The 26,886-nt window shown below is 58.0% G+C and carries 18 protein-coding genes and 2 pseudogenes; 8 read left to right on the plus strand and 12 right to left on the minus strand.

Going from position 1 to position 26,886, the window contains the following annotated elements; all coding sequences use genetic code 11:
• Positions 1-62 precede the first annotated feature (62 nt).
• Positions 63-452, plus strand: a pseudogene (locus ACIOZM_RS14550) (GMP synthase (glutamine-hydrolyzing)); the annotation flags it as partial.
• Between the two features lie 83 nt (positions 453-535).
• On the opposite strand, the gene ACIOZM_RS14555 reads toward ACIOZM_RS14550, so the two are convergent.
• Positions 536-5,290, minus strand: a complete 4,755-nt coding sequence (locus ACIOZM_RS14555) for a membrane-targeted effector domain-containing toxin (RefSeq protein WP_401214904.1) — start codon at positions 5,288-5,290, stop codon at positions 536-538.
• A gap of 218 nt (positions 5,291-5,508) precedes the next feature.
• On the opposite strand from ACIOZM_RS14555, the gene ACIOZM_RS14560 reads away from it, so the two are divergent.
• Both ACIOZM_RS14560 and tadA read left to right on the plus strand, forming a co-directional pair.
• The gene (locus ACIOZM_RS14560) at positions 5,509-6,885 is read left to right on the plus strand and encodes a multicopper oxidase family protein (protein ID WP_401214907.1); all 1,377 of its coding nucleotides are present in this window, start codon (positions 5,509-5,511) and stop codon (positions 6,883-6,885) included.
• Positions 6,885-7,382: a tRNA adenosine(34) deaminase TadA gene (gene tadA / locus ACIOZM_RS14565; RefSeq protein ID WP_401214910.1), complete on the plus strand. Its 498-nt coding sequence runs from the start codon at positions 6,885-6,887 to the stop codon at positions 7,380-7,382. Before ACIOZM_RS14560 ends, tadA begins: the two co-directional genes overlap by 1 nt.
• Positions 7,383-7,516: 134 nt before the next feature.
• On the opposite strand, the gene cmoB is transcribed toward tadA, so the two are convergent.
• The 9 genes from cmoB to ACIOZM_RS14610 form a co-directional block, all read right to left on the minus strand.
• Entirely contained in the window at positions 7,517-8,473 is a 957-nt protein-coding gene (cmoB, locus tag ACIOZM_RS14570) for a tRNA 5-methoxyuridine(34)/uridine 5-oxyacetic acid(34) synthase CmoB (protein WP_401214914.1), read from the minus strand.
• Positions 8,470-9,213 carry a carboxy-S-adenosyl-L-methionine synthase CmoA gene (gene cmoA / locus ACIOZM_RS14575; RefSeq protein ID WP_401214917.1) on the minus strand — a complete coding sequence of 248 codons (744 nt, stop codon included), beginning with the start codon at positions 9,211-9,213 and terminating at the stop codon, positions 8,470-8,472. Before cmoA ends, cmoB begins: the two co-directional genes overlap by 4 nt.
• 184 nt (positions 9,214-9,397) lie before the next feature.
• Positions 9,398-9,883, minus strand: a complete 486-nt coding sequence (locus tag ACIOZM_RS14580; protein WP_401214919.1) for a hypothetical protein — start codon at positions 9,881-9,883, stop codon at positions 9,398-9,400.
• Between the two features lie 129 nt (positions 9,884-10,012).
• Complete coding sequence (locus ACIOZM_RS14585; RefSeq protein WP_401214922.1) at positions 10,013-10,666, minus strand: lysoplasmalogenase; 654 nt, start codon at positions 10,664-10,666, stop codon at positions 10,013-10,015.
• Positions 10,667-10,668: 2 nt separating this feature from the next.
• Positions 10,669-11,061, minus strand: coding sequence for a protease inhibitor I42 family protein (locus ACIOZM_RS14590; protein WP_401214925.1), 393 nt, complete (start codon positions 11,059-11,061; stop codon positions 10,669-10,671).
• 218 nt (positions 11,062-11,279) lie between these two features.
• Positions 11,280-13,697, minus strand: coding sequence for an endopeptidase La (gene lon, locus ACIOZM_RS14595; protein WP_401214927.1), 2,418 nt, complete (start codon positions 13,695-13,697; stop codon positions 11,280-11,282).
• A gap of 680 nt (positions 13,698-14,377) precedes the next feature.
• Positions 14,378-14,743: a DUF6124 family protein gene (locus ACIOZM_RS14600; protein ID WP_401214930.1), complete on the minus strand. Its 366-nt coding sequence runs from the start codon at positions 14,741-14,743 to the stop codon at positions 14,378-14,380.
• 530 nt (positions 14,744-15,273) lie between these two features.
• Positions 15,274-17,685, minus strand: a complete 2,412-nt coding sequence (locus ACIOZM_RS14605; RefSeq protein ID WP_401214931.1) for a glucose/quinate/shikimate family membrane-bound PQQ-dependent dehydrogenase — start codon at positions 17,683-17,685, stop codon at positions 15,274-15,276.
• A gap of 223 nt (positions 17,686-17,908) precedes the next feature.
• Complete coding sequence (locus ACIOZM_RS14610) at positions 17,909-19,270, minus strand: carbohydrate porin (RefSeq protein ID WP_401214934.1); 1,362 nt, start codon at positions 19,268-19,270, stop codon at positions 17,909-17,911.
• Between the two features lie 254 nt (positions 19,271-19,524).
• Here ACIOZM_RS14610 and ACIOZM_RS14615 point away from each other — a divergent pair, with 254 nt between their 5' ends.
• Entirely contained in the window at positions 19,525-19,755 is a 231-nt protein-coding gene (locus ACIOZM_RS14615; protein ID WP_401214937.1) for a VF530 family DNA-binding protein, read from the plus strand.
• Position 19,756: 1 nt separating this feature from the next.
• Positions 19,757-20,401 carry a Pr6Pr family membrane protein gene (locus ACIOZM_RS14620; RefSeq protein ID WP_401214940.1) on the plus strand — a complete coding sequence of 215 codons (645 nt, stop codon included), beginning with the start codon at positions 19,757-19,759 and terminating at the stop codon, positions 20,399-20,401.
• Positions 20,402-20,584: 183 nt separating this feature from the next.
• Here the strand turns inward: ACIOZM_RS14620 and ACIOZM_RS14625 are convergent.
• Positions 20,585-21,371 (minus strand): annotated as a pseudogene (locus ACIOZM_RS14625) (siderophore-interacting protein).
• Positions 21,368-21,949, minus strand: coding sequence for a PadR family transcriptional regulator (locus ACIOZM_RS14630; protein WP_401214943.1), 582 nt, complete (start codon positions 21,947-21,949; stop codon positions 21,368-21,370). Before ACIOZM_RS14630 ends, ACIOZM_RS14625 begins: the two are co-directional and overlap by 4 nt.
• 511 nt (positions 21,950-22,460) lie before the next feature.
• Between ACIOZM_RS14630 and ACIOZM_RS14635 the strand changes: the two genes are divergently transcribed.
• The 3 genes from ACIOZM_RS14635 to ACIOZM_RS14645 all read left to right on the plus strand — a co-directional run bounded on the left by ACIOZM_RS14635 (position 22,461) and on the right by ACIOZM_RS14645 (position 26,876).
• Positions 22,461-22,937 carry a CS1 type fimbrial major subunit gene (locus tag ACIOZM_RS14635; RefSeq protein WP_401214946.1) on the plus strand — a complete coding sequence of 159 codons (477 nt, stop codon included), beginning with the start codon at positions 22,461-22,463 and terminating at the stop codon, positions 22,935-22,937.
• Positions 22,938-23,047: 110 nt separating this feature from the next.
• Positions 23,048-25,570, plus strand: a complete 2,523-nt coding sequence (locus ACIOZM_RS14640; protein ID WP_401214949.1) for a CS1-pili formation C-terminal domain-containing protein — start codon at positions 23,048-23,050, stop codon at positions 25,568-25,570.
• A 43-nt stretch (positions 25,571-25,613) separates the two neighbouring features.
• Positions 25,614-26,876 (plus strand): hypothetical protein, encoded by a 1,263-nt coding sequence (locus ACIOZM_RS14645; RefSeq protein ID WP_401214952.1) that lies wholly within the window; start codon positions 25,614-25,616, stop codon positions 26,874-26,876.
• Positions 26,877-26,886 lie beyond the last annotated feature (10 nt).

The following is a 26,886-nucleotide window of genomic DNA, read 5'->3' on the forward strand; positions in this document are numbered from 1 at the left end:
AGACCAAACAGATCAACAAATAAATCCGAAGACTGGATAAGTAACTGGGACAGCAGTAAGAAATTGTCTACCGTCACCCGTTCCCGGGCCCGGGTCTGGGCGTGCGTATCCTCGGTGAAGTGAAGAAGGAATACGCCGACCTGCTGCGTCGTGCCGACCACATCTTCATCGAAGAACTGCGCAAAGCCGACTGGTACCACAAAGTCAGCCAGGCCTTTGTAGTGTTCCAGCCGGTGAAATCGGTTGGCGTGGTCGGTGATGGCCGTCGTTACGCCTGGGTCGTTGCCCTGCGTGCCGTAGAAACCATCGACTTCATGACTGCGCGTTGGGCTCACCTGCCTTACGAGCTGCTGGAAACCGTCAGTGGCCGCATCATCAATGAAATCGAAGGCATCTCCCGCGTTACTTATGACGTGTCGAGCAAGCCGCCAGCGACCATTGAGTGGGAATGATCCTGCGCAAACCTTGATGGCTTGACGCAGTAACATCAAAAGCCGTGTGAAATCATGTTTCACACGGCTTTTTTGTTGGCCGGTTACAGCTGTTTTGACCAGCCTGCCAGCCTCAGGCCCATGTTATCCAGGCCCTGCAAAAGCTGCCTGATACTGCCATAGCGTTTTCCGCTCACCGACGGCCAGTTCGGTCGTTCTATGTAGTACCGACCCGCGTCAGTCTGGATCAGGGTGCGGATCAGTTCCTTGTTGCGGCTGCGGTGAACCAGAAACGTCATGAGCGGTTGTTGCTTGAGGGTGTACATGCCGTAACGCGGTAGCAGGGCTTCGATTTCCGACATGCTCTGTGCTCGCCACGGTGTTTCCACCTGTAGGCGCAGGTCGCCTCTGACCAGCGCGGCGCGGTCCATGACACCATTGCCAGTAGGGAGGATTTTTCCCGGATCGATTTCGATACCGCCGGAGTCTCCCTCTGCGACATCCTCGACGCGTATGCCGATGGCTTCTTCCAGTTCACTGACACCGGCAACGCCTTCGAACGTGTTGGAATGCGAGTTGCCCATCAGCGCCGTCCATTTGTGCGCACCACGCAGGGCCTGGTCAGAGCGAATGATTGATCTGGCAAAGTAATTCATCATTTTTTGCCGCGCGGCATCATCGATGATGTTTTCCTGCCCCGAAATAATGTCCATGCCGTTGAGCCGATAACTTGCCATGCAGTCAATGGCTTGCACGTGGACGCCCTGATTTCCGGCTTCCCTGACCACTTCCAGAAACGTGTATCGCCCCAGTGGATCGGTCATGTTCCCGGTGTCGAGCGTCTTCAGGTAACTCTCCAGTTCCTCTGGCATGACGCCGGTCTGCGCGAATGAATCCAGAGCCGCCTGATGAAAGTCGGTCAACAGATGTTCCATGTATAGCGTCTTCACATTTTTGCGGGCCAGCATTTCCATGTTCTCGATCAGCCACTGTTTGCTGCCGATACCGTCATGGCTTTCACCAATCACCAGCCCACGCGCGTTTTCGAGGGTTTTTTCGATAATCTCCTCGGCGCTGGCAGTGGCTTCAAGTTGCGGAACCGGCGGCCTCGCCGGCAGAGTGGGGTTTTCGTAGAAACGTAGTGCATCCCGATAAAGACGCTTTCTGATCGCCTTGAAATCCCGATAAGGGTCTATCTCATGCATGCTGTCGTAGACATCCCGCAAGGCATCGTCGTTGCCCCCGATTGCGCCTCTTTTCAGATGCGGCCTCAGTTGCTCGGGCACGTCATAGTCGCTGGCAGGTAGCGGCGTGGTGGCGGCCTGATCGACGAATCGTGCCGGAACCGGTGAGGTTTTTCCTCCGCCCTTTAGTCCGCCGCGAGCTACGGTTTCCCATTCTCCTTCGGCGTTGAGTCGAACCGGGATTGAATTCGAGAAACTCCCGGGGTTTTCCGGGTCAATGATTGCCCAATGCCCGCCGCCGTTGATGTCGGCTTCATAGCGTACGTAATAGGCGGTGTCCTGTATCAGGATGGCGGTTGAAGGGTTGCTGTTGAGTTGAAAGATGCCCCTGAACTTCCCTGGTTCGCTGCCGGCCGTTTTGCCTTCCAGCAATTCGTTGGCTTGCCAGTTATCCGGCACCAGTGGACGCGGTTCAAGTTCAGATAGCGTGGAGTCGAGTTCGTCTGCCAGCGAAGCCGCGCCTGCACCCGTTGCCTCGGCAGACTCGGTGCTCTCGGTGATCTCCGTCAGTTCAGCAGGCCAGCCCATTGGTTTCATGCCCTTGGCGGTCAGCACCTGTTTCAGTTCATCGAGCGTGTCCACGGTCATCGATTCATGGGGGGGCCTGAGTGGCGTATCCAGATTCAACCTGCCTGCGGGCGTTAGCCGGATGACACTGTCAGCCATTCGATTCTGGCTGTTGCGATAAACCACCAGCACACTGCTTCTGTAGCGTTGGAACGTGAACATTCCAGGCTCCGGCAAAAGTGCTTTGAGATTTTCCGGGGTTCGGGACGCCCATGGGGATTCCATCTGCACCCGCCAGTCGCCTTTGATCAGGGCCTGGATGCTGTCGAAGTCAGCCTGGCCTTCCGATACATAGACCGCAGAGTCCGGATAATCCGCATACTCCACCACCAATCCGGGATCGGAGTCGATTGGTTGCGCCATGCCAGGAGACACATCGTCGATACGGATACTCAGCGCATCAGTCTGTTCGCTGATGCCCTGGAAACCTCTGAAGCTTGTCATGTTCTCCTGATTGACCAGGGCAACCCATTTCGCCGGTTCTTTCAGGCTTTGATTGAGCTGAATGACTTCGCTGGCAAAAAAGCTCCTCGCCATCTGACTGTCTGACACCTGACTCAGTGTGTCCTTGTTGATGTTGTAGGTCGTCGTCATATCGATGGCCTGGACGCGAATCCGCTGAGCATTGGCCGCTTTTACCAGGTTCAGTAGAGTGAATTTTCCATCGGGGTCATTGGCGGCCTTGAAGTCGAGTTTCTTCAGGTAGTTTTCAAGTTCTTCGGGCATTTCACCGGTTCGGGCAAAAGCATCCAGTTCACCTTGATTGACGTTCGCCAGCAGCTCCTGCAAGTACAGCGTCTTGACTCCACGTCGGGCCAGTTCAGGCATGTTTTCGATCAAGAACCGTTTGCTGCCGATGCTGCCGTAGTTTTCACCGACGACCAGCCCGGGTTTTGCCTCATAGACTGTTGCGAGTAACTCGGTTGGCGTCTCTATTGGCGTAGTAGATGTCACCGACAGGCGTGGAGTCGTCGGGTGAGCCTGGTAATAGGCGTTTGCATCGTTAGTCAGGGTTCGGCGGGGCTCTTCCTGGGCCAGATCGAATTCACTCAAAGACAGGGGCTGTTCGTTGAGGTTGGGCCGCAGCAGAGGGTGTGTGGTGCCGTCGATGTCGGCCCCGAGCACGCTGCGCACGTCTACGCCGCCAATCGTCCACATCCTGCGAAACTGGCTCTGAACGTCCGCGCCGCCGAGCGCCCAGTTCCTCATTTCGGGGTCTTCAAGGCCGGGTACGTCAATGCCCGGTGAGCGCGCCCATTCCTCGATAATGGGCCCGCTTGTTGCGTCTGCGCCAGAAATCGATGGTGTTTTCATTCCTCCTCGCAAGCCCAGTTGAGGGGTGATTTCCCACTCGCCGAGGGCGTTCAGGCGCACCGGAATCGATCCGGTGAAGGCATTGGGGCTGGCCGGGTCAATGATCGCCCAGGTTCCGGGGCCGTTGAGGTTACTTTCAAAGCGCACGTAATAGGCGCTGTCTTGCAGAGTGATCGCGGTCGAAGGGTTGGAGGCCAACTGATGGATACCCTGGAACTTGCCGGGTTCTCGAACCAGCGTTTCAGCACCGAGGCGCTGTTCGATCTTGAAGGCCTGCGGTATCGAGGAGGCCGGATGAGATGGCTGTACGCCTTCGTCCAGCTCCTCGACCAGCAGATCGTCCGACAGGTCGATGCCTTGGCTCGGTTTTGTTGATTCAATCAGCTCGGACATTTCTTGCGCTTCGGCCGCTTCAATTTCCGGGCCGATCTCTTGCAGAGAGCCTGGCCCTTTGAGAACGAGCAGATTGAACAGAATATCAATGCCACTGAACACTGCGCCCAATACCCCGGCCTTGCGCTCTGCGGCGGTTTTGCCATTGACTGCCTGATCGATGTTCAAGCCCAGATTGACGATGCTGGCGCCAATCACCGGCAAGGCAATCGGCCAGCCGACGACGGCCATCGGGCCGAAAACCTTCACTCCGGCGCTGAGGTAACCGATCCAGAGTTTTTCCCGTAGATCACCATTGGAGGTCAGCGACAGTTCGGCTTCGGCGAACATCGCGTCCTTGGTCGAGTCGCGCAGCCAACTGAATGCATCGCCAGTGACGATCTGGTTTTTCTGGTTGATCAAGTGATGGTCGTACTTGCCCCAGGTGCTGACCAGCCGGTTCATGATATCGCTGATGTTCTCGGTGACAGCCTGGCGATCAGCAAGGGAGAAGTGCGTCATGAACGCTTGGCGCGCTGGCTCCTTGTTCATCTGCTGCAACATCCAGTAGTGCATGTCCGTGGCGGTTTCCAGAACCTGAAAAGCGTCGGCTTCACCGGGTAGGTAGACGATCTGCCGCCCCTTGGGCGCAACAAAACGAAGAATATTGGTGGCGACGTAGCCATCGACATCCAGGGTTCGAACCTGGCCTTCGCACTGATGCGGGGATTGCAGCAACTGCAGGCTGACCGGCCACGTGATCGGACCGATGGCGGCCTGGGTGACGAACTGAAAGTCCTCGTCGCTCAATAAACGTTTATCGCGTGCCTGAACGGCCTGGATAAGGAAATTGCACTTGGCCAGGGTGCGGAAATCGCTGCCACTTTCGTTCCAGTAAGCAGTCAGTTTTTCGGTGTACAGCGAGCTGAAATCGACACTCCAGAAGTCTTTCAGCACCTCATTGCCGTGCAGGCGGACCTCGTTGCTTTCGTTGAAGGTGCCGGCGTTCGCGCCTGCACTGTAAAAGCCTGCATAGACATCCAGCAGGTCGGCGTTGTCTTGATCCGCGGCGCGAAAGCGATGCAGCACCAGTTGCGTCAGGGTCATGCTCGAAGTCGGGGTTGCCTTGAGATGTTCCCAGCCGGTGAAGGCTTTCGAGCTGCTTTGAGATGCATCAAAGCGATGGAAGTAGATCTGATCCGGATCGAGGCCGGTGATCGCGTATTTTTCCAGCAGCTTGCTGGCGACTTCATGAGCGCTGTCTTGCAGGCTGGGGCAAGTCTGGATCACGGTGGTAGCGATGGCCTTGAGCGCAGCTTTGTCGCCAGCGTTGGGTAGCGGGCGGTTTTCGGTGATGGACATGTGTTCTCTATCCTTGAGAAACGGCCATAGAGCATGACCGGCAATCTCAAGGCATGTGCACTACATAGTTATGCCTCATTGGCGTTCGAAATCGTGTATGGACGTGCCCAACTGCGGCCATCCGCCGCTCCGCCCTTACTGTTTCGCAATTGCAGGTGTATCGTATTTGCCTTTTGCGGGCCCGGTGCCTGCGGCTGAAATGTGAGGTAGTTGAGTTCATGTCCTTTACCCGTCGCCAAATCCTCGGTGGCCTGGCCGGTCTTGTTGTCGTTGGTGTCGGCGCGGGTGGCGCGTCGCGTTACTGGCTGGGCAAGATGGCTGATGCCGAGGCTGGGCATGACTACGAACTGATCGCCGCTCCACTGGACGTTGAGCTGGTGCCGGGGCACAAGACCGAAGCCTGGGCGTTCGGGCCGTCGGCGCCGGGCACCGAGTTGCGCGTGCGTCAGGGTGAGTGGCTACGGGTGCGATTCATCAACCACTTGCCGGTCGCGACCACCATTCATTGGCACGGCATCCGCCTGCCACTGGAAATGGACGGCGTGCCTTACGTCTCGCAATTGCCGGTGCTGCCGGGTGAATACTTTGACTACAAATTCCGTGTGCCGGATGCCGGCAGCTACTGGTATCACCCGCACGTCAGCAGCAGCGAAGAACTCGGGCGCGGGCTGGTCGGGCCGTTGATCATCGAAGAGCGCGAGCCTACCGGTTTCAAGTACGAAAAGACCCTGAGCCTGAAGAACTGGCACATCGATGATGAAGGCAATTTCGTCGAATTCAGCATCCCGCGTGAAGCTGCGCGCGGTGGTACGGCGGGGCGTCTGTCGACCATTAATGGCGTGCCTTCGCCGGTTATCGAATTGCCGGCCGGGCAGATCACTCGGGTGCGTTTGCTCAACCTCGACAACACGCTGACTTATCGCATCAATATTCCTGGCGTCGAAGCGCAGATCTACGCGCTGGACGGCAACCCGGTCGAGCCACGGCCGCTGGGCAAGGAATACTGGTTGGGCCCGGGCATGCGCATTTGCCTGGCGATCAAGGCGCCAGCGGCCGGCGAAGAGCTGTCGCTGCGCAATGGCCCGGTGCGTCTGGGCACGCTGCGTTCTGTGGCCAATACCGACGCGCCGACAGACTGGCCGAAAGCCCTGCCGGCCAACCCGGTGGCCGAACCGGATCTGGCGAATGCCGAAAAACTCAACTTCAATTTCGAATGGGTCGGTTCGGTGTCGGTGAATGTCGACAACGGGCGGCCGCCGAGCCTGTGGCAGATCAACGGCAAAGCCTGGGATATCACCGACAAGACCTGCGCCGACCGGCCGATTGCCAGTTTGAAGTTGGGCCAGAGCTATATTTTCGAACTGAAAAACATGACTCAGTATCAGCATCCGATCCATCTGCACGGCATGAGCTTCAAGGTGATTGCTTCGAATCGGCACAAGATCATTCCGTACTTCACCGACACTTATCTGCTGGGTAAAAACGAGCGTGCGCAAGTGGCGCTGGTGGCGGATAACCCGGGTGTGTGGATGTTCCATTGCCATGTGATCGACCACATGGAAACCGGCCTGATGGCCGCCATCGAGGTGAAGTGATGCGCCAGATTCGCCCGGCGGCGATCATCGACCGCAGCCGAGATCAACACTTCATGCGTGAAGCGCTGACCCTTGCAGCACAAGGCGCAGCGCTTGGCGAAGTGCCGGTGGGTGCGGTGCTGGTGCAGGACGGAGAGATCATCGGTCGTGGCTTCAATTGCCCGATCACCGGCAGCGATCCGAGCGCCCATGCGGAGATGGTCGCGATCCGCGCTGCGGCGCAAGCACTAAGCAATTATCGACTGCCGGGCAGCACGCTCTATGTGACGCTTGAACCGTGCAGCATGTGCGCCGGGCTTATCGTGCATTCGCGGGTTGCGCGGGTGGTGTATGGCGCGTTGGAACCCAAGGCCGGGATTGTGCAAAGTCAGGGGCAGTTTTTTACCCAGGGCTTTTTGAATCATCGGGTGTTGTATGAAGGCGGGGTGTTGGCGGAAGAGTGCGGGGCGGTGTTGACCGAGTTTTTCAGAGCGCGACGCGCAAAACCAACAATCTAGATAACAACAGCAAACCCTGTGGGAGCTGGCTTGCCAGCGATAGCGGTGATTCAGTCGACATCAATGTTTGATGTGCTGACGCCTTCGCTGGCAAGCCAGCTCCCACAGGTTTTTGCAGTGTTTGTGAGATCCGGTTATTTACGAGCGACGATCACCGCACGCATCGGTGCCGGCAGGCCTTCGATGGTTTTGCTGTGATCTTCAGGGTCGAGGAAGTCGCTCAGCGACTGATACTTCATCCACTCGGTGCCGCGTTGTTCTTCGACCGTCGTGGTGCTCACGTCCACACACTTCACATCGGTGAAGCCTGCGCGACGCAGCCACAACTCCAGCGCCGGCACTGACGGCAGGAACCACACGTTACGCATCTGCGCGTAACGATCTTCCGGCACCAACACTTGCTGCTGATCGCCTTCGATCACCAGCGTCTCCAGCACCAGTTCACCGCCCTTGACCAGGCAATCTTTCAGCGCCAGCAAATGCTCGATTGGCGAGCGGCGATGATAGAACACGCCCATCGAAAACACCGTATCGAAGCCTTCCAGATTCGGCGGCAGATCCTCGAACGGGAACGGCAGGTGCCAGGCATTCGGCTCGGACAGGTAACGCTGCACAGCCTGAAACTGACAGAAGAACAGCCAGTTCGGATCAACGCCGATCACGCTGTTGGCGCCGGCACCGAGCATGCGCCACATGTAGTAGCCATTACCGCAACCAACATCGAGGATGCGTTTGCCTTTCAGATCCAGATGCGGCGCGACCCGCGACCATTTCCAGTCCGAGCGCCATTCGGTGTCGACGTGTACACCGAACAGATCGAACGGGCCCTTGCGCCAAGGCGACAGGCCCATCAGCGCGGTGCGCATTTGTGCACGGGTTTCGTCGTCGCAATCGGTGTCGAGTTTCAGGCCGTTGAGCAGATCGACTTCGCTCGGCTGAATCTTCGGCAACGCGTCGAGCGCACTCTGCCAGCGCTCCAGATCACCGTGGCCTTTCTCCATTTTCTTGTCGAGCTGCGCTTGCAGGGTATTGGCCCACTCGGCCAGCGGGGTGCCGGCCAGACGGCGGGCGAGGGGGGACAGATCAATCATGGCAAGGCAATCAACGAGGCAAAGTTAAGACACTGGAACCACGGCACGACTTTCGAGAACCCGGCGGCCAACAGGCGTTCGCGGTGTTCTTCGAGGCTGTCGGGCTTCATGACGTTTTCGATGGCGCTGCGCTTCTGGGCGATTTCCAGTTCGCTGTAGCCGTTGGCGCGCTTGAACGCGACATGCAGATCGGTGAGCAGGTCGTGTTCTTCGGCATCGTTGAAGCGCAGCTTCTCGGAAAGAATCAGCGCGCCGCCCGGCAGCAGTGATTGGCGGATGCGTGAGAGCAACGCGGTGCGCTGATCCGGGGCGATAAATTGCAGGGTGAAGTTCAGCGCCACCACCGAGGCCGGTTTGAAGTCGAGAGCGAGAATATCGCCTTCGATCACTTCGACCGGCAGCAACTCCTGGAACATCGAATCCTGACCGTTAAGGTATTCACGGCAGCGTTCGACCATCGCCGCCGAGTTATCCACAGCGATAACGCGGCAACCGTCGGTGCGCACATGACGGCGCAGTGCCTGGGTTACCGCACCCAGCGAAGCGCCAAGGTCGTAGAGCACGCTGTTCGGCTGGGCGAACTGTGCAGCGAGCACGCCAAGGTTTTCGACAATGGTCGGATAACCCGGCACCGAGCGCTTGATCATGTCCGGGAACACCCGCACCACGTCCTCGTTGAAGGCGAAGTCAGGCACTTGGGCCAAGGGCTGGGCGAATATGCGATCGGGTTCTTTGCTCACGACGGTACCGGCGGTGTAGGTGGAAAGGCCGGCATTTTAGCCAAAGTGGCGCGAGGATGCTTGGGTTGTCTGATGAAGCGAGGACGAATCAAATTGGAAAGGAGGTTTGGCTGCGTGGGTGTTTGGAAAAGTCAATGAATGACCAAGTCAAAAAGCACCTCGGTCATTCATTGTTTGGAGGCGATCAGGCAGAACGTTTAAAAACGTTTAATTCTGCCTCGCCTACGATGTGAAGCACACCAGCCCTGTGATCATTACCTTTGAAGTCGAACTTAATTAGATACAGTAAGGCCTCGGAGCTGTTCTCAACGACTTCGACGTCAATGGTGCCGCTTTCTGCTGGGTATTCATAAAAAGTTGTGAATTTTCCATTGTAACCGGATTCGAAATAATAGAATTGTGAAAATGGGAAGTTCGGGTCTTTTGGCGAGTAACTGCCGGACTCAAGGTCGCTTGAACATAGAATGTACATGCCTCTTTTGGAATCTTTAAAACCATTTTCATAGTTGCGAGCCAAGAATACCATTTGGTCGCTATTTTCGCTTTGTTCGAACTCAATATTTTGAGTGTGAAAGCTGACGCGCCGGGAAATCTTGGCTTTGATGTCGCAGTTAACAGATACGTATTGATCTGATGTATTACGCGAATTTTTATTTGTGAAAAATTTCATAATTGTTATTCCTGTTTATAATCGTGGCAGCATAGTTCCACAGGAATAGTAAGTGCGAGTGGTGATTGCGACCACTGTCAGATCTGACAGGTTTTTATAATGTCTAGGTATTGATATTGAAAGTTTCGGTTATGAGGCCTGGAAAGGCATTTTTTGGCCTTCACCAAATGCCGAAGCTGCAATACCCCATTGCCCCAACCAATAACTGAGGATGATGACGTACGGCGCGGCGTGAAATGGCGATACAAAACGATCAATTCCGATCACGCTGTCCGAGAACACAAACGCCAGCGCACCGCCTGCCGCCAACAGCGCCGAGCGCTTGGGCACATCGTTGCCGAGGCGGGCGAGGGCACGCCAGAGCATCGCACTGATCGCCATGCCATAGACGACCACTGGCGCCAGCAATGGACCCAGGCCGCTGGAAATCAGAATTCCCAGCAGCATCGCGCCCACGCCCAGGGCGAGCACCAGTGGCATTAGCGCCAGACGCTTGCAGTCACTCAGATAGGCCTTGAGATACGCCAGATGCGCGACCAGAAACGCACCGAGGCCAAACACAAACAAATCCCCCGGCCACGCCAGCAACACGTCACCGAGCAAAGAGAAAATCAGCCCCAGACTGATCCAGCGGCGATAGTCGCTGGGTGGCGCGTCATGCAGCCAGCCGAGCAGGGCCAGCACTGGCAACGGTTTGACCAGCAGGCAGAGCAGCGCCGCGTGAGTGCTCAAACCGTAAAGGAACGTCACTGCGCCCATCAGCGCCAGAATCAGCCAGCCCACAATCAGTTCACCGAAATCGCGCAGTCAAAGGTTTCCGCTGGCGTCACTTCCGGCTCCCATGGCTGCTGCGAAGTCAGGCGCAAGCGACCGGTACCGGGAGCGAACGCCTGGAAGCGCCAGGTGGAAAAACCACCGGCACCGACCATGCCTGAATCTTTCGGACTGCTGTAAACCTCGGGGCTGAGCGCGTGCAGCACACCGCCGGCCGAATCCTGAATGGCCCAGCGATAACCCGTGGTCGGGTTGCTTGGCAGCATCACAATGAGGTTTTGCCCAGTGGTCAGCCGCACGGGGCATTCGCTTTGTTTTTCCACGGTCACGTTCTGTTTCGGTTGCGTGGCGCAGGCGGCCAGCAAGGAGAGGGCGAGGGGGACAAACAGGCGAGTGGGGGACATAAGGTCAGCGGCTCCGGGCGTTCACGACGAACGGCGAGCATAACTGAAGATGAGACAAAGTGTGACAGTCAGGGAGTCCAGTATTGTCAGCACTTACGCCATCGCTGGCAGGCCAGCTCCCACATTGGCCGGTGGTGCCCACAAATATTGTGGTCACACCAAAACCCTGTGGGAGCTAGCCTGCTAGCGATTGCGGTACAGCAGGCACTACACAGTTGTCAGAAGAGTACCTTCGCCACATCCGCAAACTTCTTGGCGAAGTGCACGGTAATGCCTTCCTTCAGATAGTCCGGCAATTCCTCGAAGTTGCCACGGTTCGGCTCCGGCAAAATCAGTTCGAAAATCTTCTGCCGCCGCGCTGCAATCACTTTTTCACGCACGCCGCCAATCGGCAGCACATGCCCGGTCAGCGTCAGTTCGCCGGTCATTGCCACGCCTTTTTTCGGCGCTTGATTGCGGGCGAGTGAGAGCAGGGCGCTGGCCATGGTCACGCCGGCGCTCGGGCCGTCTTTCGGGGTAGCGCCTTCCGGGACGTGCAGGTGGACGAAAGCTTCGTCGAAGAACTTGGCGTCGCCGCCAAACTGTTTCAGGTGCGAGCTGACGTAGCTGTAGGCGATCTCTGCCGACTCCTTCATCACATCACCCAATTGCCCGGTGAGTTTGAAGCCGCGATTGAGTGTGTGAATCCGCGTCGCTTCGATCGGCAAGGTCGCGCCGCCCATGCTGGTCCAGGCCAGTCCGGTAATAACGCCGGTGCCGGACAGCACTTGTTCGTTGCGGAACACTGGATGGCCCAACGACGCTTCGAGGTCTTTCGGGCCGATCTTGATCACCGCTTTCGGATCGTCGATCAGCTTCATCACTGCTTTTCGAACCAGTTTGCCCATCTGTTTTTCCAGCTGGCGCACGCCGGCTTCACGGGCGTAACCGTCGATCAAAGTCTTGAGCGCGCTGTCGCTGATGCTCAGGCTGCCTTTCGAAACGCCGGCCTTTTCCAGCAACTTTGGCCACAGGTGACGCTTGGCGATGGCGACTTTTTCTTCGGTGATGTAGCCCGACAGGCGGATCACTTCCATCCGGTCCAGCAACGGGCCGGGAATCGAATCCAGGGTGTTGGCGGTGCAGACGAACAGGACTTTCGACAGGTCCATCCGCAGGTCGAGATAGTGGTCGAGGAATTCGACGTTCTGTTCCGGGTCGAGAGTTTCCAGCAGCGCCGAGGCCGGGTCGCCCTGATAGCTCTGACCCATCTTGTCGATCTCGTCGAGCATGATCACCGGGTTCATCACTTCGACGTCTTTCAGCGCCTGCACCAGTTTGCCCGGCTGCGCGCCGATGTAGGTGCGGCGGTGGCCCTTGATCTCGGCTTCGTCGCGCATGCCGCCGAGGCTGAAGCGATAGAACGGTCGGCCAAGGGATTCGGCAATGGATTTACCGACGCTGGTTTTACCCACGCCCGGCGGTCCGACCAGCAGCACGATGGAACCGCTGATTTCGCCTTTATAAGCACCGACGGCGAGGAATTCGAGGATGCGGTCCTTGATGTCGTCGAGACCGGCGTGATGTTTATCGAGGACTTTGCGCGCGTGTTTCAGGTCGAGTTTGTCGTCGCCGTACACGCCCCATGGCACCGAGGTCGCCCAATCGAGGTAGTTGCGGGTGACCGCATACTCCGGCGAGCCGGTTTCGAGGATCGACAGCTTGTTCATTTCCTCTTCAAGGCGTTTCTGCACCTGCGCCGGCAGGACTTTGCCTTCGAGGCGCTGTTCGAACTGTTCGAGGTCGGCGCTGCGGTCGTCCTTGGTCAGACCGAGTTCCTGCTGGATGACTTTGAGTTGTTCCTTGAGGAAGAACTCGCGCTGATGCTCACCGATCTTGCGGTTAACTTCGGCGGAAATCTCTTTTTGCAAACGCGCGACTTCGACTTCCTTGCGCAACATCGGCAGGACTTTTTCCATGCGTTTGAGCATGGGCACGCAGTCGAGCACTTCTTGCAGCTCGGGGCCGGTGGCAGAGGTCAGGGCTGCGGCGAAGTCGGTCAGTGGCGACGGATCGTTGGGGCTGAAGCGGTTGAGGTAGTTTTTCAGCTCTTCGCTGTACAGCGGGTTGAGCGGCAGCAGTTCTTTGATCGCGTTGATCAGCGCCATGCCGTAGGCCTTGACCTCGTCGGTCGGCTCGGTCGGCTGGTGCGGGTATTCGACTTCCACCAGATACGGTGGGCGATGGTGTTTGAGCCAGGTCTTGATACGGACGCGGCTCAGGCCCTGGGCGACGAATTGCAGTTTGCCGTTTTCGCGGCTGGCGTGGTGCACCTTGACCAGCGTGCCGTACTCCGGCAGGGCTTTGGTGTTGAAGTGGCGCGGGTCTTCCTGGGGCGAGTCCATGAAGAACAGGGCCAGGGAGTGGTGTTCGGATTTGCTTACCAGGTCGAGGGTTTCGGCCCATGGTTCTTCATTGACGATGACCGGCAGCACTTGGGCCGGGAAGAACGGGCGGTTGTGGATCGGGATGATGTAGACCTTGTCCGGCAGGTTCTGGCCGGGCAGGGCGAGGCCTTTGCCGGTGGGGTGGTGTTCGATGTGGTCGGTTTCGCTGTAGTCGTCGGGGTTGTCCGGGAATTCTTGCTGGTCGCTCATGGGGCACCTGCGCAATGGGGTATGGGTGTTAGATGGGGCAGGGCTTGGGTGGTTTCAATGGGGGTGGATGTTTCTGGTTGTGTGTTCAGGGTTTTGACAGGGTTTCTTTGGACTTGGCGGCCTCTGGGCCGACCAGTCTCTTGGGGTTTTTGGGGTTTATCCATTGCTGCGGTAATGGCTTCTCGGGGTTCCGCCCTTACGGCGGGTCACTTTTTACAAACGCCTAAAAAGTAACCAAAAACGCTTGCCGCAACGTTCGGCCCGCTCGCTGGGGCTCGGGGTTCCTTCGCTCCGGGATTGTTCCGGGGGGCATCGCCTACGGTTTGCTGCGCTGCACCTCCTCTCGATGTGTTTGGCTGCGCCAAACGGTCGCTGCGCTCCCACCCCCGGATCAATCCCTCCACTCAGCCTGCCGACGCGGCCTGTGGGTCAAGATCAAGAGCTGCAGCCGAGCTAACGCTCATCCTGTTGAGTGGGGCGGCTTTGCCGCGAGGGATGTGAACGGTTTGAATTGTGGGAGCGAGCTTACTCGCGAAGGCGGCCTGACAGCCGACCATGCTCTGTCAGATGTACAACACCCCTGTAGGAGCTGCGGCACGCTGCGATCTTTTGATCTTTGGTTGGCTAATGAAGATCAAAAGATCGCAGCGTGCCGCAGCTCCTACAGTTTTTGGTGGGCGTCAGTTTTGGGCTGTTATTTCTACGTTATCGAGGACACGATTCACCGCCAGTTCGGCCAGCATGATGATTTGCTGGATGGCCAGGATGGTGTGGCGTTGCGGAGGGTCTACATATGCGGCGATGTCGCTGGTCATGACGCTGGCCGAGGCGAGGGATTCGCAGGCGTGGGCCAGCAAGGTTTCGTTGTCCATCTGCGGGGCGACGACGAACATGGTGCTGGGTTTGCGCAATGGCAGGTCTTTGTGGCCAGGGCAGAGGTAGTGGTCGAGGGCGCGTTCGGCGGCTTCGTGGAGTTTGTTGGAATCGAGGGATTCGTAGGGGGAGGTGCTGTCCGCTTCGGGCGGATTTGGCGTTGGCTTTATCATTGTGACTCCTCAGGGATTAAGTGAGCCACACCCGAAATCGCCGCGATGCAATACGAGGGTGGCAGCTGTACGCAGGTTCGCGGACCGACCTGAGGCATTCGGCATACCCGAAGGTATCCCGCGCACAGCCACCATGAAACAAACTGGCAGGCACTAAAAAGTGCTGCCGTCAGTGGCGGCGATTATGCCTCATAAGTCGGGCCGCGACGCCCAGCCGCTGAATTTGCAGCGACCACCAGAGCCTATCCACCCGACTTCCGAGGCACAACCGACGCGACCTGTCGGAAATCTCCGCGCAATCATCAGCATCTGTAGGACGAGCACATTTCCCACAGATCAACACTTTTCAACCTGTGGGAGCTAGCCTGCTAGCGATGGGGCCCTTGCAGTAAACACAGATGTTGAATGTCAGGCCGCAATCGCTAGCAGGCTAGCTCCCACAGGTTATTTTCGGCGGAGTCAAAAATGATGTGCACAAAAAAGGCGATGCCCCTTGCGGGACATCGCCTTTTGTTTACTGCCGTTGAAGCTTATTCCGGCAGTTTGTACGCAATCACGTAGTCACCCATTTTGGTGCCCAGCGAACCGTGACCACCCACAACCAACAGGACGTATTGCTTGCCGTCCTTGCCGGTGTAGGTCATCGGGGTTGCTTGACCGCCTGCTGGCAGACGCGATTTCCACAACTCTTTACCGGAGTTGACGTCGTACGCGCGCAGGTACTGGTCGAGGGTGCCGCTGAGGAAGCCGACGCCGCCGGCAGTTACCATCGAGCCGCCCATGCTAGGCACGCCCAAGGTGAAGCCGATCGGGATTGGCGAGCTGTCGCGGCTGGTGCCGTTTTTGCGTTTCCACACGATTTTGCCGGTGGTCAGGTCGATACCGGCAACGTAGCCCCAGGCCGGAGCCTGGCACGGTACGCCGAGTGGCGACATGAACGGGTGCATGGTCACAGCGTATGGCGCGCCAGTGTTTGGCTGGATGCCAGCCGTTTCGCTTTCGCGTTTGCTGTCGGCTGCCACTTCTGCACGCGGGATCATCTTCGAGACGAACGCCATGTAGTTCGGGCTGGTGAACAGCATCTGGCGAACCGGATCGACCGACACGCCGCCCCAGTTGAACACACCGACGTTACCCGGATAGATCAGGCTGCCCTGTTCCGACGGAGGCGTGTATTGGCCTTCGTAACGCAGTTCCTTGAACTGGATGCGGCACAGCATCTGGTCGAACGGGCTGGCGCCCCACATGGCTTTTTCGGTCAGTTCCGGAGCCAGCAGGTTGAGGTCCGAACGGGCCTGGGTCGGTGCGGTGTGGTCGCCTTTCACGGCGCCTTGCGGTACCGGGATTTCCTTGATCGGAATGATCGGCGTGCCGTCACGACGGTCGAGGACGTACAGGCTGCCCTGTTTGGTCGGAGCGATCAGCGCAGGTTTCACGCCGTCGGCGGTTTTCATGTCGAGCAGGGTTGGCTGGCTGCCTACGTCCATGTCCCACAGGTCGTGGTGGGTGAACTGGTAGTTCCAGCGCACTTTACCGGTGGCCAGGTCCAGCGCGACGATGCCGGCGCTGAATTTCTCGGCGCCCGGGGTGCGGTCAGCGCCCCACTGGTCTGGAGTCTGGTTGCCCAGTGGCAGGAACACCATGCCGAGTTTTTCGTCGACACTGGCCAGCGACCACATGTTCGCCGAGTTGCGGCTGTAGATTTCGCCCGGGGCCAATGGCTCGGTGGCGTCCGGCTTGTCGCTGTCCCAGTTCCACACCAGGTGACCATCGCGTACGTCGAAAGCGCGGATCACGCCCGATGGCTCGTTGGTCGATTCGTTGTCGGTGACGTGACCGCCCATGATCACCAGATCACGGGTAATCGCGGCAGGCGAAGTGGAGTAGTAGCCACCGGCGGTGAACGGGCCGATGCCTTGGGTCAGGTCAACCACACCGTTTTTGCCGAAGCCTTCGCAGATCTTGCCGGTGTCGGCATTCAGGGCGATCAGGCGGGCATCGGCGGTTGGCAGGTACAGACGACGAGGGCAAGCCTGAGCGACGGCTTTGCCAGCTTCGGAGATGACAGCGGAGGCAGCATTTTCAGACTTGGCGTAAGCGGCTTCGTCGTAGTACGACACGCCACGGCACGTCATGTGGGCAAAGCCCTTGAAGCCGACCGGGCTCTTGATCTGCGGGTCGAAGCGCCACAGTTCTTTGCCGGTGTCCGGGTCCAGCGCCAACACTTTGCTGTGGGCGGTGCAGGCATAGATCATGCCGTTGGCTTTCAGCGGGGTGTTTTCGTTGGTCAGTTCGACCGGGTCATCGGCAGTCGGCAGGTCGCCGGTCTGGATGCGCCAGGCTTCTTGCAGCTTGCCGACGTTGGCCGGGGTGATCTGCTTCAGCGGGGAATAGCGGTCACCGAATTCGGTGCGGCCATAGGCCTGCCAGTCGCCATCAGGCATTTGCGGTGCGGTGCTGGTCATGTCCGCGGTGTCGCGGCCCAGTTCGCCAAGGATTTCGCCCGGGTGGGTGAACAGGCTGGCCAAAGCGGTAAGGCCGGCCAGAACCACGGCAATGCTCAAACCTGCCGAACCCATCGGCGCAGGGCCGTTGAGCAGCAATGGACGGCGGAACCACGGCAGCAACATCACGATGCCGAGGACTAACCACAAAGCCAGACGTGGCACCAGTTGCCACCAGTCCAGACCGACTTCCCACAGCGCCCAAACGGTGCTGGCGAACAGCACGATGGCGTACAGGCCCAGCGCGGCGCGACGGCGCAGCAGTAACAGAATGCCGGTCAGGGCGATGCCGATACCGGCTAGCAGGTAGTACAGCGAGCCGCCGAGCATGCTCAGCTTGACTCCCCCGGCCAGCATGGCCAGGCCCATCAGCAGAAGCAGAATGCCGAGCAGACTCGGTAGCAGACGGCTTCGACTCGAAGCACTTTCGGTGCTCATAGTGTGGTTCTCCGTGACGTTTCAAGTAGTCCCGCGCTGTAATCACTGTAGATGACGATTTGGCACGGGCATGGTTCAGTTAAAAACTTGTCTAGCTAACGAATTTTCCAAATCCCTGTGGGAGCTGGCTTGCCAGCGATGGCGGTGTATCAGGTGACTTCAGTGCTGAATGTGAAATCGCTATCGCTGGCAAGCCAGCTCCCACAGTTTTATCTGGTGTTTTTTAGAACGACGACTGGATCTTGATCCCGCCAATCAGCGCGTCATCGACGTCGTTCACGCCACCGGGATGGCGGATGTATTGCAGGTTCGGGCGCACGGTCAGCCAGTTGGTGACGTGCACGCCGTAATAGAGTTCGGCGCTGTATTCAGTGTCTTGCGGCGGCAGGAACGATGGGTCTTCGTAGTCGTAGACGGCGTGTGACTGATTGCTCGCCTCGGCGTTTTTGCGGAAGGCCGGGTTGACGTGCACGCGGGCCAGGGCGAAACCGATGTCGTCCTTGGCGCGGCTGGCGAGCAAGCCTTTGTAAACCACGCCGGCCTGCACGTAGTTGTCGATGGCGTTGGTCTTTTTGTCGTGCATCGTGCCGTTGGCAAACACGCTCAGGCCACGTGAGTTGTCGCTGGCCATGCTGGTGATCTGCTGCTGCACACCGAGCCACACCCCGTGTTTGCTCGACGCACTGCGATAGGCTTCGCCGCTGAGGGCTGCCGGTTGGCCGTTGCTATCCTTATAGACATCGCTGGCCTTGGCGTTGCTGTAGTAGTAACCGGCGCGATATTCGCCCGGCAGACCGTTGAGTTTCGGCGTCCACACCAGCTCCACCGGCAGAATCGCGCCTTGAGTGCCGCTGCCGCTGAGTTTGAAGCCGTTGCCACGATCCAGATTGGACGGGTTCTGCTCATAAGCGCCGACCTGCGCGTACAGCTCCGGCGTCAGGTGATATTTGACGCGCAACGCCCACTGGCTGACCGGCCAGTTGTACCAGATGCCACCGACCCAGTTGCCGACCTGCGAGCCGCAGAACGCCAGGTTCTGGAAGTCGCACGGGAAGCTGTTGAAGTCTTCGCCTTCGCCGAAACGACCGACCTTGATGTCGAGTTTCTGGTCGAAGAATTTCTGCTGATACCACATCTGCGTCAGACGCGTGGTCTGGCCACGGCCCCAGACTTCCTGAGCCGAAGTGAAGCCGCCAACACGCGGATCGTTGATCCGGTCGTTGCTGATGTTGTTGCCGCTGCGCTTGGTGATGGTCAGTTGAAACTCGGCGTCGTCCCAGCCGAGGATCTTCTGCAAGTCCAAGTGGGTGCCGAGCCCGAACTGATCGCTGTAGCGCGCCGTGCGGTCGTGGTCGTAACCACCGTGCAGATTGCTGCCCATTTCGCCGGTGTAATCGAGCTTGAAGTCGTAGCCTTTTTCCGAGAGTGCTGTGCGCGTGCCATTCCAGTCACCGAGCATGTACGGTGATTCACTGTCGAGCGCGGGAGCCGCTTGAACACAGGTGGCGAGGCCGAGGGCGGTGCAGCCGCCGAGGGTGCGCAGCGTTGAGATAGCGCTGTCTCGGGAGAAGGAAAAATAGGGCATGGATAAGTCTTTTTTTGGTGTTTTCGGGGGTGCGATTCGAGCGCTTCAATATGTCGCAGGCAGTGAAGCGATTCAGCAGAAGGGCGGCAGGATAATGATCTGTTACAAAAAGACAAAGGCCTTTTATGAACATGCATCATTTCGGATTCGGTAACAGTCAGCTTCACCTACATTTAACTCAAGCCCTTCCACCCGGTCAGCCCCTCGGCTAAGGTGCGCGGCTTCTGCATTTTCACTTCGTCCAAAGGCCTGGCATGAACGAACAAACCCCCGATCCGCTGCACGGCGTCACCCTTGAACAGATTCTCAACGCACTGGTGACCCATTACGAATGGTCGGGTCTGGCCGAACGCGTCGATATTCGTTGCTTCAAGAGTGATCCAAGCATCAAGTCGAGCCTGACGTTTTTGCGCAAGACGCCGTGGGCACGGGAGAAGGTCGAGCGTTTGTACGTGAAGCTGATGCGCACCAAGCGACCGCTCTGAGATGGACACCGTTGCGCGGCGCCGCCTGATCACAATGCTCGCCGTGCTGGGCTGGTCGGGGCTGAGCATTCAGCTGTATCTGATTTTCTTCGCCCGATTGAGCGTCGATGCCAGCCTGTTGGGCGGGCTGGTGAGTTTCTTCAGCTATTTCACGGTGCTGACCAATACGCTGGTGGCGACGGTGTTGACCTGTGCGGTGACTACGCGTGAATCCGCCGCGCGCCGCTGGTTTTTGCGGCCGTCGGTAAGCAGCGCAATTGCGGTGAGCATTGCCGTGGTCGGGCTGGCGTACAGCATTTTATTGCGACATCTGTGGCACCCGGAAGGCTGGCAGTTCATCGCCGATGAATTGCTCCACGATGTGATGCCGCTGCTGTTCCTTGGTTATTGGTGGTTCTGTGTGCCGAAGGGCACGTTGCGTTTGTGGCATTTGCCGCTGTGGCTGATTTATCCGCTGATTTATTTCATCTACGCACTGCTGCGCGGGCACTTGCTGGGCGCGTATGCGTATCCGTTCATTGATGTCGCGCTGCTGGGTTATCCACAGGTGTTTATCAATGCCGGGGGGATATTGGTCGGGTTTGTGCTGATTGGGTTGTTGGTGATCGGAATCGACCGCTGGCGAGGAACGCACCTGCACCGTTGAGTGAGAACTGTGGCGAGGGGATTTATCCCCGTTGGGTCGCGAAGCGGCCCCAAAACCTGCCACCGCAACCTATCTGAGACACCGCGTAGACCGGAATTTCGACGGCTTCGCCGCCGAACGGGGATAAATCCCCTCGCCACAAATGAATCCCCTAAAGAGGGGATTCATTCTTACAGGAAGACATCATTCTTCCTCTGTATCCTCGGCCCGCCAGTAGCCAACCGCTTTGACCAACTGCTCGTCCAGCCCGTGCTCGTCCAGCAGCACCCGGCGGATCTGCCGTGAAACCCTGGTCTCGGTCGCCACCCACGCATACAGATTGCCCTTGGGCACCTGCAATTGTTTGACGGTGCTCAACAGGTTGTCCTTGCTGCCCTCGCGCAGCACCCAGATCACGTTGATCTGCGCAGCACTTTCGAGGATTTGCTGTTCAGCGCCGTTTTCCACTTCGATCACCACCAGCGCCTTGCGATTGGCGGCCAGGCCTTCGAGGCGACGGGCGATGGCGGGCAGGGCGGTTTCATCGCCGATCAGCAGGTAGCTGTCGAAAATGTCCGGGACGATCATCGAACCGCGCGGGCCGCCGATATGCAGGAATTGCCCCGGTTTGGCCTGTTCGGCCCAGGTCGAGGCAGGGCACGTCGCCGTGCAGGACGAAGTCGATGTCCAGTTCCAGTGTGTCGAGGTCATATCGACGCGGGGTGTAGTCGCGCATTTCAGGCAGCGGTTGCTCGGGCTTGCCGGCGCCCAGCACCAGGGTTTCCAGTGCGGCGGTTTGTTCAGCGGTTTGCGGGAACAGCAGTTTGACGTGATCGTCGGTGCCGAGGCTGATGAAGCCGGCCAGTTCTGGCCCGCCTAGGGTGATGCGGCGCATGCGCGGGGTCAGGTCGGTAACGCGAAGCACTTCAAGTTTGCGACGTTTGATTTCGTGCATCACGCGGTGAATGGTTTGGGTATCGACTGCGGTCATTCGGCTTTCTCCGGGGCAGTTTGAACGGCAGGGCCGTCGACGATGGCTTTGGCGGTGTCGTTGAGCAGGTCACGTACGCGCAGGACTTCTTCGGCGCTCCAGCGCCCGTGGTGCATTTGCAGGGCATGACGCAGGTTATGCACCGCCTCATGAATTTCCGGGGGACGATCATGGCCGCGCAGCGAGCGCTTGCTGACCTCGATGCGCATGCGCACACCGTCCAGCGCCACGGCTTGTTCGCTCAGCGAAACGCGGCCGGCGTCGGTGATGCTGTAGCGTTTTTTGCCGCCGTCGGCGTCGCCGGCGATCAAATCGCTTTCTTCCAGAAAGGTCAGTGTCGGGTAGATCACCCCGGGGCTTGGGCTGTAGGCGCCGTCGAACATGCTTTCGATCTGGCGGATCAGGTCGTACCCGTGGCAGGGCTGCTCGGCGATCAACGCCAGCAACAGCAATTTCAGGTCGCCGGGGGCAAAGACTCGTGGCCCACGGCCACCGCGTTCGCGGCCTGAGCCTGAGCGTTTCTCGAAGCCGTCGCGACCGTCGCCGTGTTCGCGGTGGGGGGAATGATGGTCTCTCATTTTTCGTCTTCTCTCGTCGTGTTTAGATACAACTTAAGATATATCTTACGAAAAGCGCAAGGGCTTCTGACCAGCGGCATTCTCTCGATCAATCGAATTTGGAGGCGAGAAACCCTGGCAAACGATCAAAAAAACACAGTATTAAATTGCCGCTCAAGAGCGCAGATTAGTGCTAACTCTCTAATAGTCGATCAACGCCTTTATTATCGGGCGACGTGGTACAAGTCTTACGGAAGTTGCACCCACAAGCTGTCTCGCAGAGTCAGTTGGCTGGCGCGTTGTAGTCTGTCTCTTACAGGTGCCAAGTTGAATTTGTAACTTTCGTGGTTTTTTCTTTCCTATGTAATGGCTTCCCGGCTACACGCTTGCAGGAAGTTGCCTGCTTACTTTCCAGAGGATTTAAATGATCATCTTTCGGCGTTGGAAGTTCATTTGATACGGCCGCTCGTGACAGCCTGATCAATTGCAGTTTTCAACGATTCAATCCTTTTTAATCGACAGGTACTGAAAGATGTTCAAGAAAATTGCGTTCTCTGCTTCCATGGCTGTTCTGGCACTGAGTTCCTCGATGGCGTTTGCTGCCACCGAAGCCAAGCATTCCATCAGCATCGTTGCTCATGTTCCAACCGACGATTTCTACGCAGTCCCGGTCGATGCGGATCTGGTCAACAAGGATCAGGACATGAGCTACAACCCGGCTACTGGCACCATGCGTCATGTCAACGGGCACTTCGACGTCCTGCACACCGCCGGCAAAGTGCACGCTCGTCTGGAAGGCGTGCCAAAACTGATCTCGGGAAGCCAGACCATCGATTTGAAAGTCGAACTCAACGGCAGGGTTCTCACTACCACTTCTCAGGAAGTTGTTGGTGCCGAAGAGTCCAACGTTCGTTATCGCGCACCGTTCAAGATCAGCCCGGTGGGAACTACATTCGGCGCTGGTGATTACACCGGTGTTGTGATGTTGCTGGTTGAACCATCGGTTTAACTAAAGTCGGCAACGGTAATAACTTGCCTGCTCCAGTTAATGTACCCGGTCGGCAAACTGTATGGTTTGTCGACCGTGCTCTGACTTTCTTGTAATTAGAGTACTCGTTCATGTTCCCGATGACGCCCATTGCGGCAGCGCTTGCGTTGCTGTTATGTAGCAGTGCATTTGCGGCGCCCGCTTCCATCGATAATACGCCGCGAAGTCTACTGGCCCAGGCCAAAGGCTTGCCGGCAGAGTTCGAGGAGCACTTTTTTGATGTTCCGTTGGCGGTTCGGGTCGAACTCGATCAGCAGCAGCTTGGCGAGGCAATGATTTCATTGTCCCGCGACGACCGCGTGACATTAGTTGACCTCACTGACACCAGCGAAAGCCAGGTCGGTGCCTCCGAGCGCGACACTTGGGTCGATATCCTGAAGACCGGTGTGAAACTGGGAAGCTGTACCGGGCAATGCCCGGAGCAGATGCTCGCGGTTCACTACAACCTGGAAAACTCCCTGCTGTCGATCGTCACCGAAAATGCCGAACGCGATAGCGAAACCCAGCATTTCTACGCTCAGCCTGAAGGTGGTAGCAGCGGCCTGATGCTGCGTAACCAGATCAACCTCAATGGTGGTCAGGATCAGGATCTGGGCGGGCGCTTTGGTCTCGAGGCCAGTACCAGTCTCGGCAACTGGAGCCAGACTGCCAACCTGCAGTTGTCCCGCGTTGGCGGGCCTGATGACCAGCTCTATCACGCCGTGCATGAGCTTTTTACCCAGCGCGAATTGCAGGGCCGTTTCCTGCGTCTGGGCTATTTCACACCGAACTCCGAAGGCCTGACCCGCGAGCCGCGCTCGTTCGGTACCAGTCCCGATACCGCAGTGGGCCTGATGTACGGCAGCTCCGACAGCCTGGCCATCGACAATCCGAAACCGAGCGTGTACCCGGTCTACGTCACGGCCAACCGACAGGCGTCAGTGGAACTCTACCGTGACGGTTTACTGATCAATACTCAGGCGGTGCCGGCCGGGTTGCAAACCCTCGACACCCGGCCGTTACCCGGTGGCATTTATGAAGTGGAGGTGCGTCTGATCGAGGACGGGCAAATCACTTCGACCACCCAGGAGCTGATCTACAAACCCAACAATTGGCGCAACCACGACGAGCGCTGGCGCTACAACGTGTTTGCCGGGCAGGAAAGCAAGCTGCTGAGCAACTGGGATCAACAATCCAGCGGCAGTGCGACAGCGGGAGCTTCAGTCAATTACTTGCTGCATCCCCGGGTGATTCTCGGCCTCTCGGCACGGCAGATCCGCGAAAAGCTGCAGTACGGCAGTTCGATCGACTGGAGCCTGGCTGACAGCGTCAGCGCCTACGCGAACCTGTACCGCACCGAAGATCACGGCACGGGTGCCGATCTGCAAGGGTTGTACAACTATGGTTCCGGCAGCCTGGTCGTCAGTCATAACCGCAGTTGGCTCGACACCACCGACCTGTATGACACGCTGCCTGATGGCACTCGCGTGCGACAACGCAATGTCTTCACCGGGCAGACCAGCAATTCATCCCTGGCGCTCAATCACCGCATCAGCCGTAAAAGCTCGCTGAATGCACGGGTGTCTCACAGCGAGGGCAACGTTGAAGGCATGGGCGTCGACCTTGGCTGGACGCAACGTACCGAGTTGTTTGCCAGTGATGCCAGTTGGCGCTTGTCGCTGTTTGATCGACCCGGCAGTTACAGCAGCGGCGATGCGCGCAATCGCGGCGTAGACCTGAGTCTCAACGTAGCCTTGGGCGGCCAGGGCCAGCAAGTCTCCGGCAGCATCGGTTCGCGTACGGCGCGCGATGGCAGCCGCGATACCAACGCGTCATTGGGTTACCGCAAGGACTTTCAGGGGCACGCGTTGCAGAGCGTCTCGGCCACCGCGTTGACGGACACCTATGGCGTCGGGCTGTCGAGTCTGGCGAGCTTTCGCAACGATGTGGTCAACGGTGACGGCTTTGTTCAGCGCTCATCCTTCAACGGCAATTTTACCGGCGGTGTGAACCTCGACAGCACCCTGATCGTCGGTGGTCAGAGCATGACCTTCACCAGCCAGCATTTGGGCCGGGGCGCCGGCATGATCGTCGATGTCGAATCCGATATCGACGGCATCACCTTGCGCGCCGACGACCTCAGCGGAGGTAGCGCAGCACTGCGGCCGGGGCGCAATTTTATTCCGCTGACGGCCTACAAAAGCAGCTCGGTCAGCTTCGACTTCGAAGGTAATGATGCGCCGGCGGCGAGTATCGAGCCGGCTCGCAGCCGTTATCACCTGAACAAGGGTGGCGTGGAGTACCGCAAGGTCCGGGTGATGAAAACCCTGACGGTGCTCGGTCGACTGCTCGACCCGCAAGGGCAGCCGCTCAAAGGCCATCACGTGATCAACCACGCCAGTCGTGGGGTCAGCGAAGTGGATGGTTTCTTCTCGATGGAAATGAATGCAGGCGCACCGACGCTTGAAGTGCGCTACGCCGATCAATTGTTGTGCCGGTTCCGCCTGGATACCGACAAACACCGCAGCGAAAACAACGTGCTGATGATCGGTGATCTGCGCTGCACGCCGGATACGTTGGCGGACGCCCATCACAACGTCGAGACGGCGGGTTGATCACTGCCCGAAGTAGAAGCGGATTTCTGGAGGTTATGCAGACATGAGTGTCTCAGGTTGGTTTTTTTCACGCGGGCATTGTTGCCCGGCATGGGTTTTGATCGCTTGCGCCCTGGCACTGCCGGCCCAGGCCGAACAGGTAACGATCACTGCCGAATTCAAACCGGATTCGGCTTATCCACACCGTAACAAGTTCAGGAACACCACGCCGCCCAGTGGTTATTGCGCAAGTTATCCACAACAGTGTGTCGATAACGAGATGTTCAGTCTTCAGGTACCGATCCAGTTCGAATCACGTTTGCCGATACCCGCCAACCATGCTTCGGAACGCCAGGGCGCCATGATCAAAGTACCGAGCCAATGGCGTGAGCTGACGGTGTTACACGAGCAAACCCGCGAGCCGAAAATAGTCAAAGTACGGATCGCCGGTATTGGCTCGAATATGTCGACCGACGATGTGATCTCGCTGGTGGGTGGAGGGGACGATTACCGGGTTGCCCATAATCAGTTGTGGGGTAACAGTTGGGTGTACGCACCACCCCCTTGTCTATATAGCGGGGTTGGCTGGTTCACTCCGACGAACTACACGTTTTTCTGGAAAACCCCGGAGAATGGTGTGTGCTCCAAACAGGCAAAATTCGATGTTCCCTGGATGCGTTTCGCTCACCTTGATTTCGCTTATGAGCTGGAAACACCCGACCCTCTGGGCATGTCTTCCGGGTTCTACAACGGCTCGTTGACCTACACCATCGGCCCCAATGGTGATTTCGATTTTGGTGACGTCATGCTGCCAAGCGATTCGGCGCTTACGCTCAATTTCAACCTCGATGTGCAGCACACACTGAAAGTCGAGATTCCCCCGGGTGGCGAAAAAGTTGAACTGGTGCCGGCAGGCGGCTGGCAGAACTGGCTACAGGCGGGACGGCGGCCAGTGCGTTTGTTTCGCGATCAGACCTTCAATATTTCGGCGTCGTCGCGGTTCAAGATGCAGATGTTCTGCGGACTGAGTATCGGCCCCTACGATTGCGTTATCAGAGATCGGGATTCGAGGTATTCGGTCGAGTTACAAGTCAGCGTCACACTGCCCAATGGCTTGACGGATATGGCGGGACAACCGGTCCGGCGTCAGCGATTGCGAGCGGGCGAAGGCAATGCGCTGCAGTTCCAGCCCGGTTTTTATGTGGACCGGGCGCCGGGGACACTGCATTTCGAAGTTCCGCAACATCAGATGGAATACATGCTTAAACCCGGTGCGGCAAGCACCTACTCCGGCAGTGTCACGGTGATCTGGGATTCGGAATTCTGATGGGTTGCTT

The sequence above is a fragment of the Pseudomonas sp. NPDC087346 genome (assembly GCF_044744235.1).
Lineage (GTDB): Bacteria > Pseudomonadota > Gammaproteobacteria > Pseudomonadales > Pseudomonadaceae > Aquipseudomonas.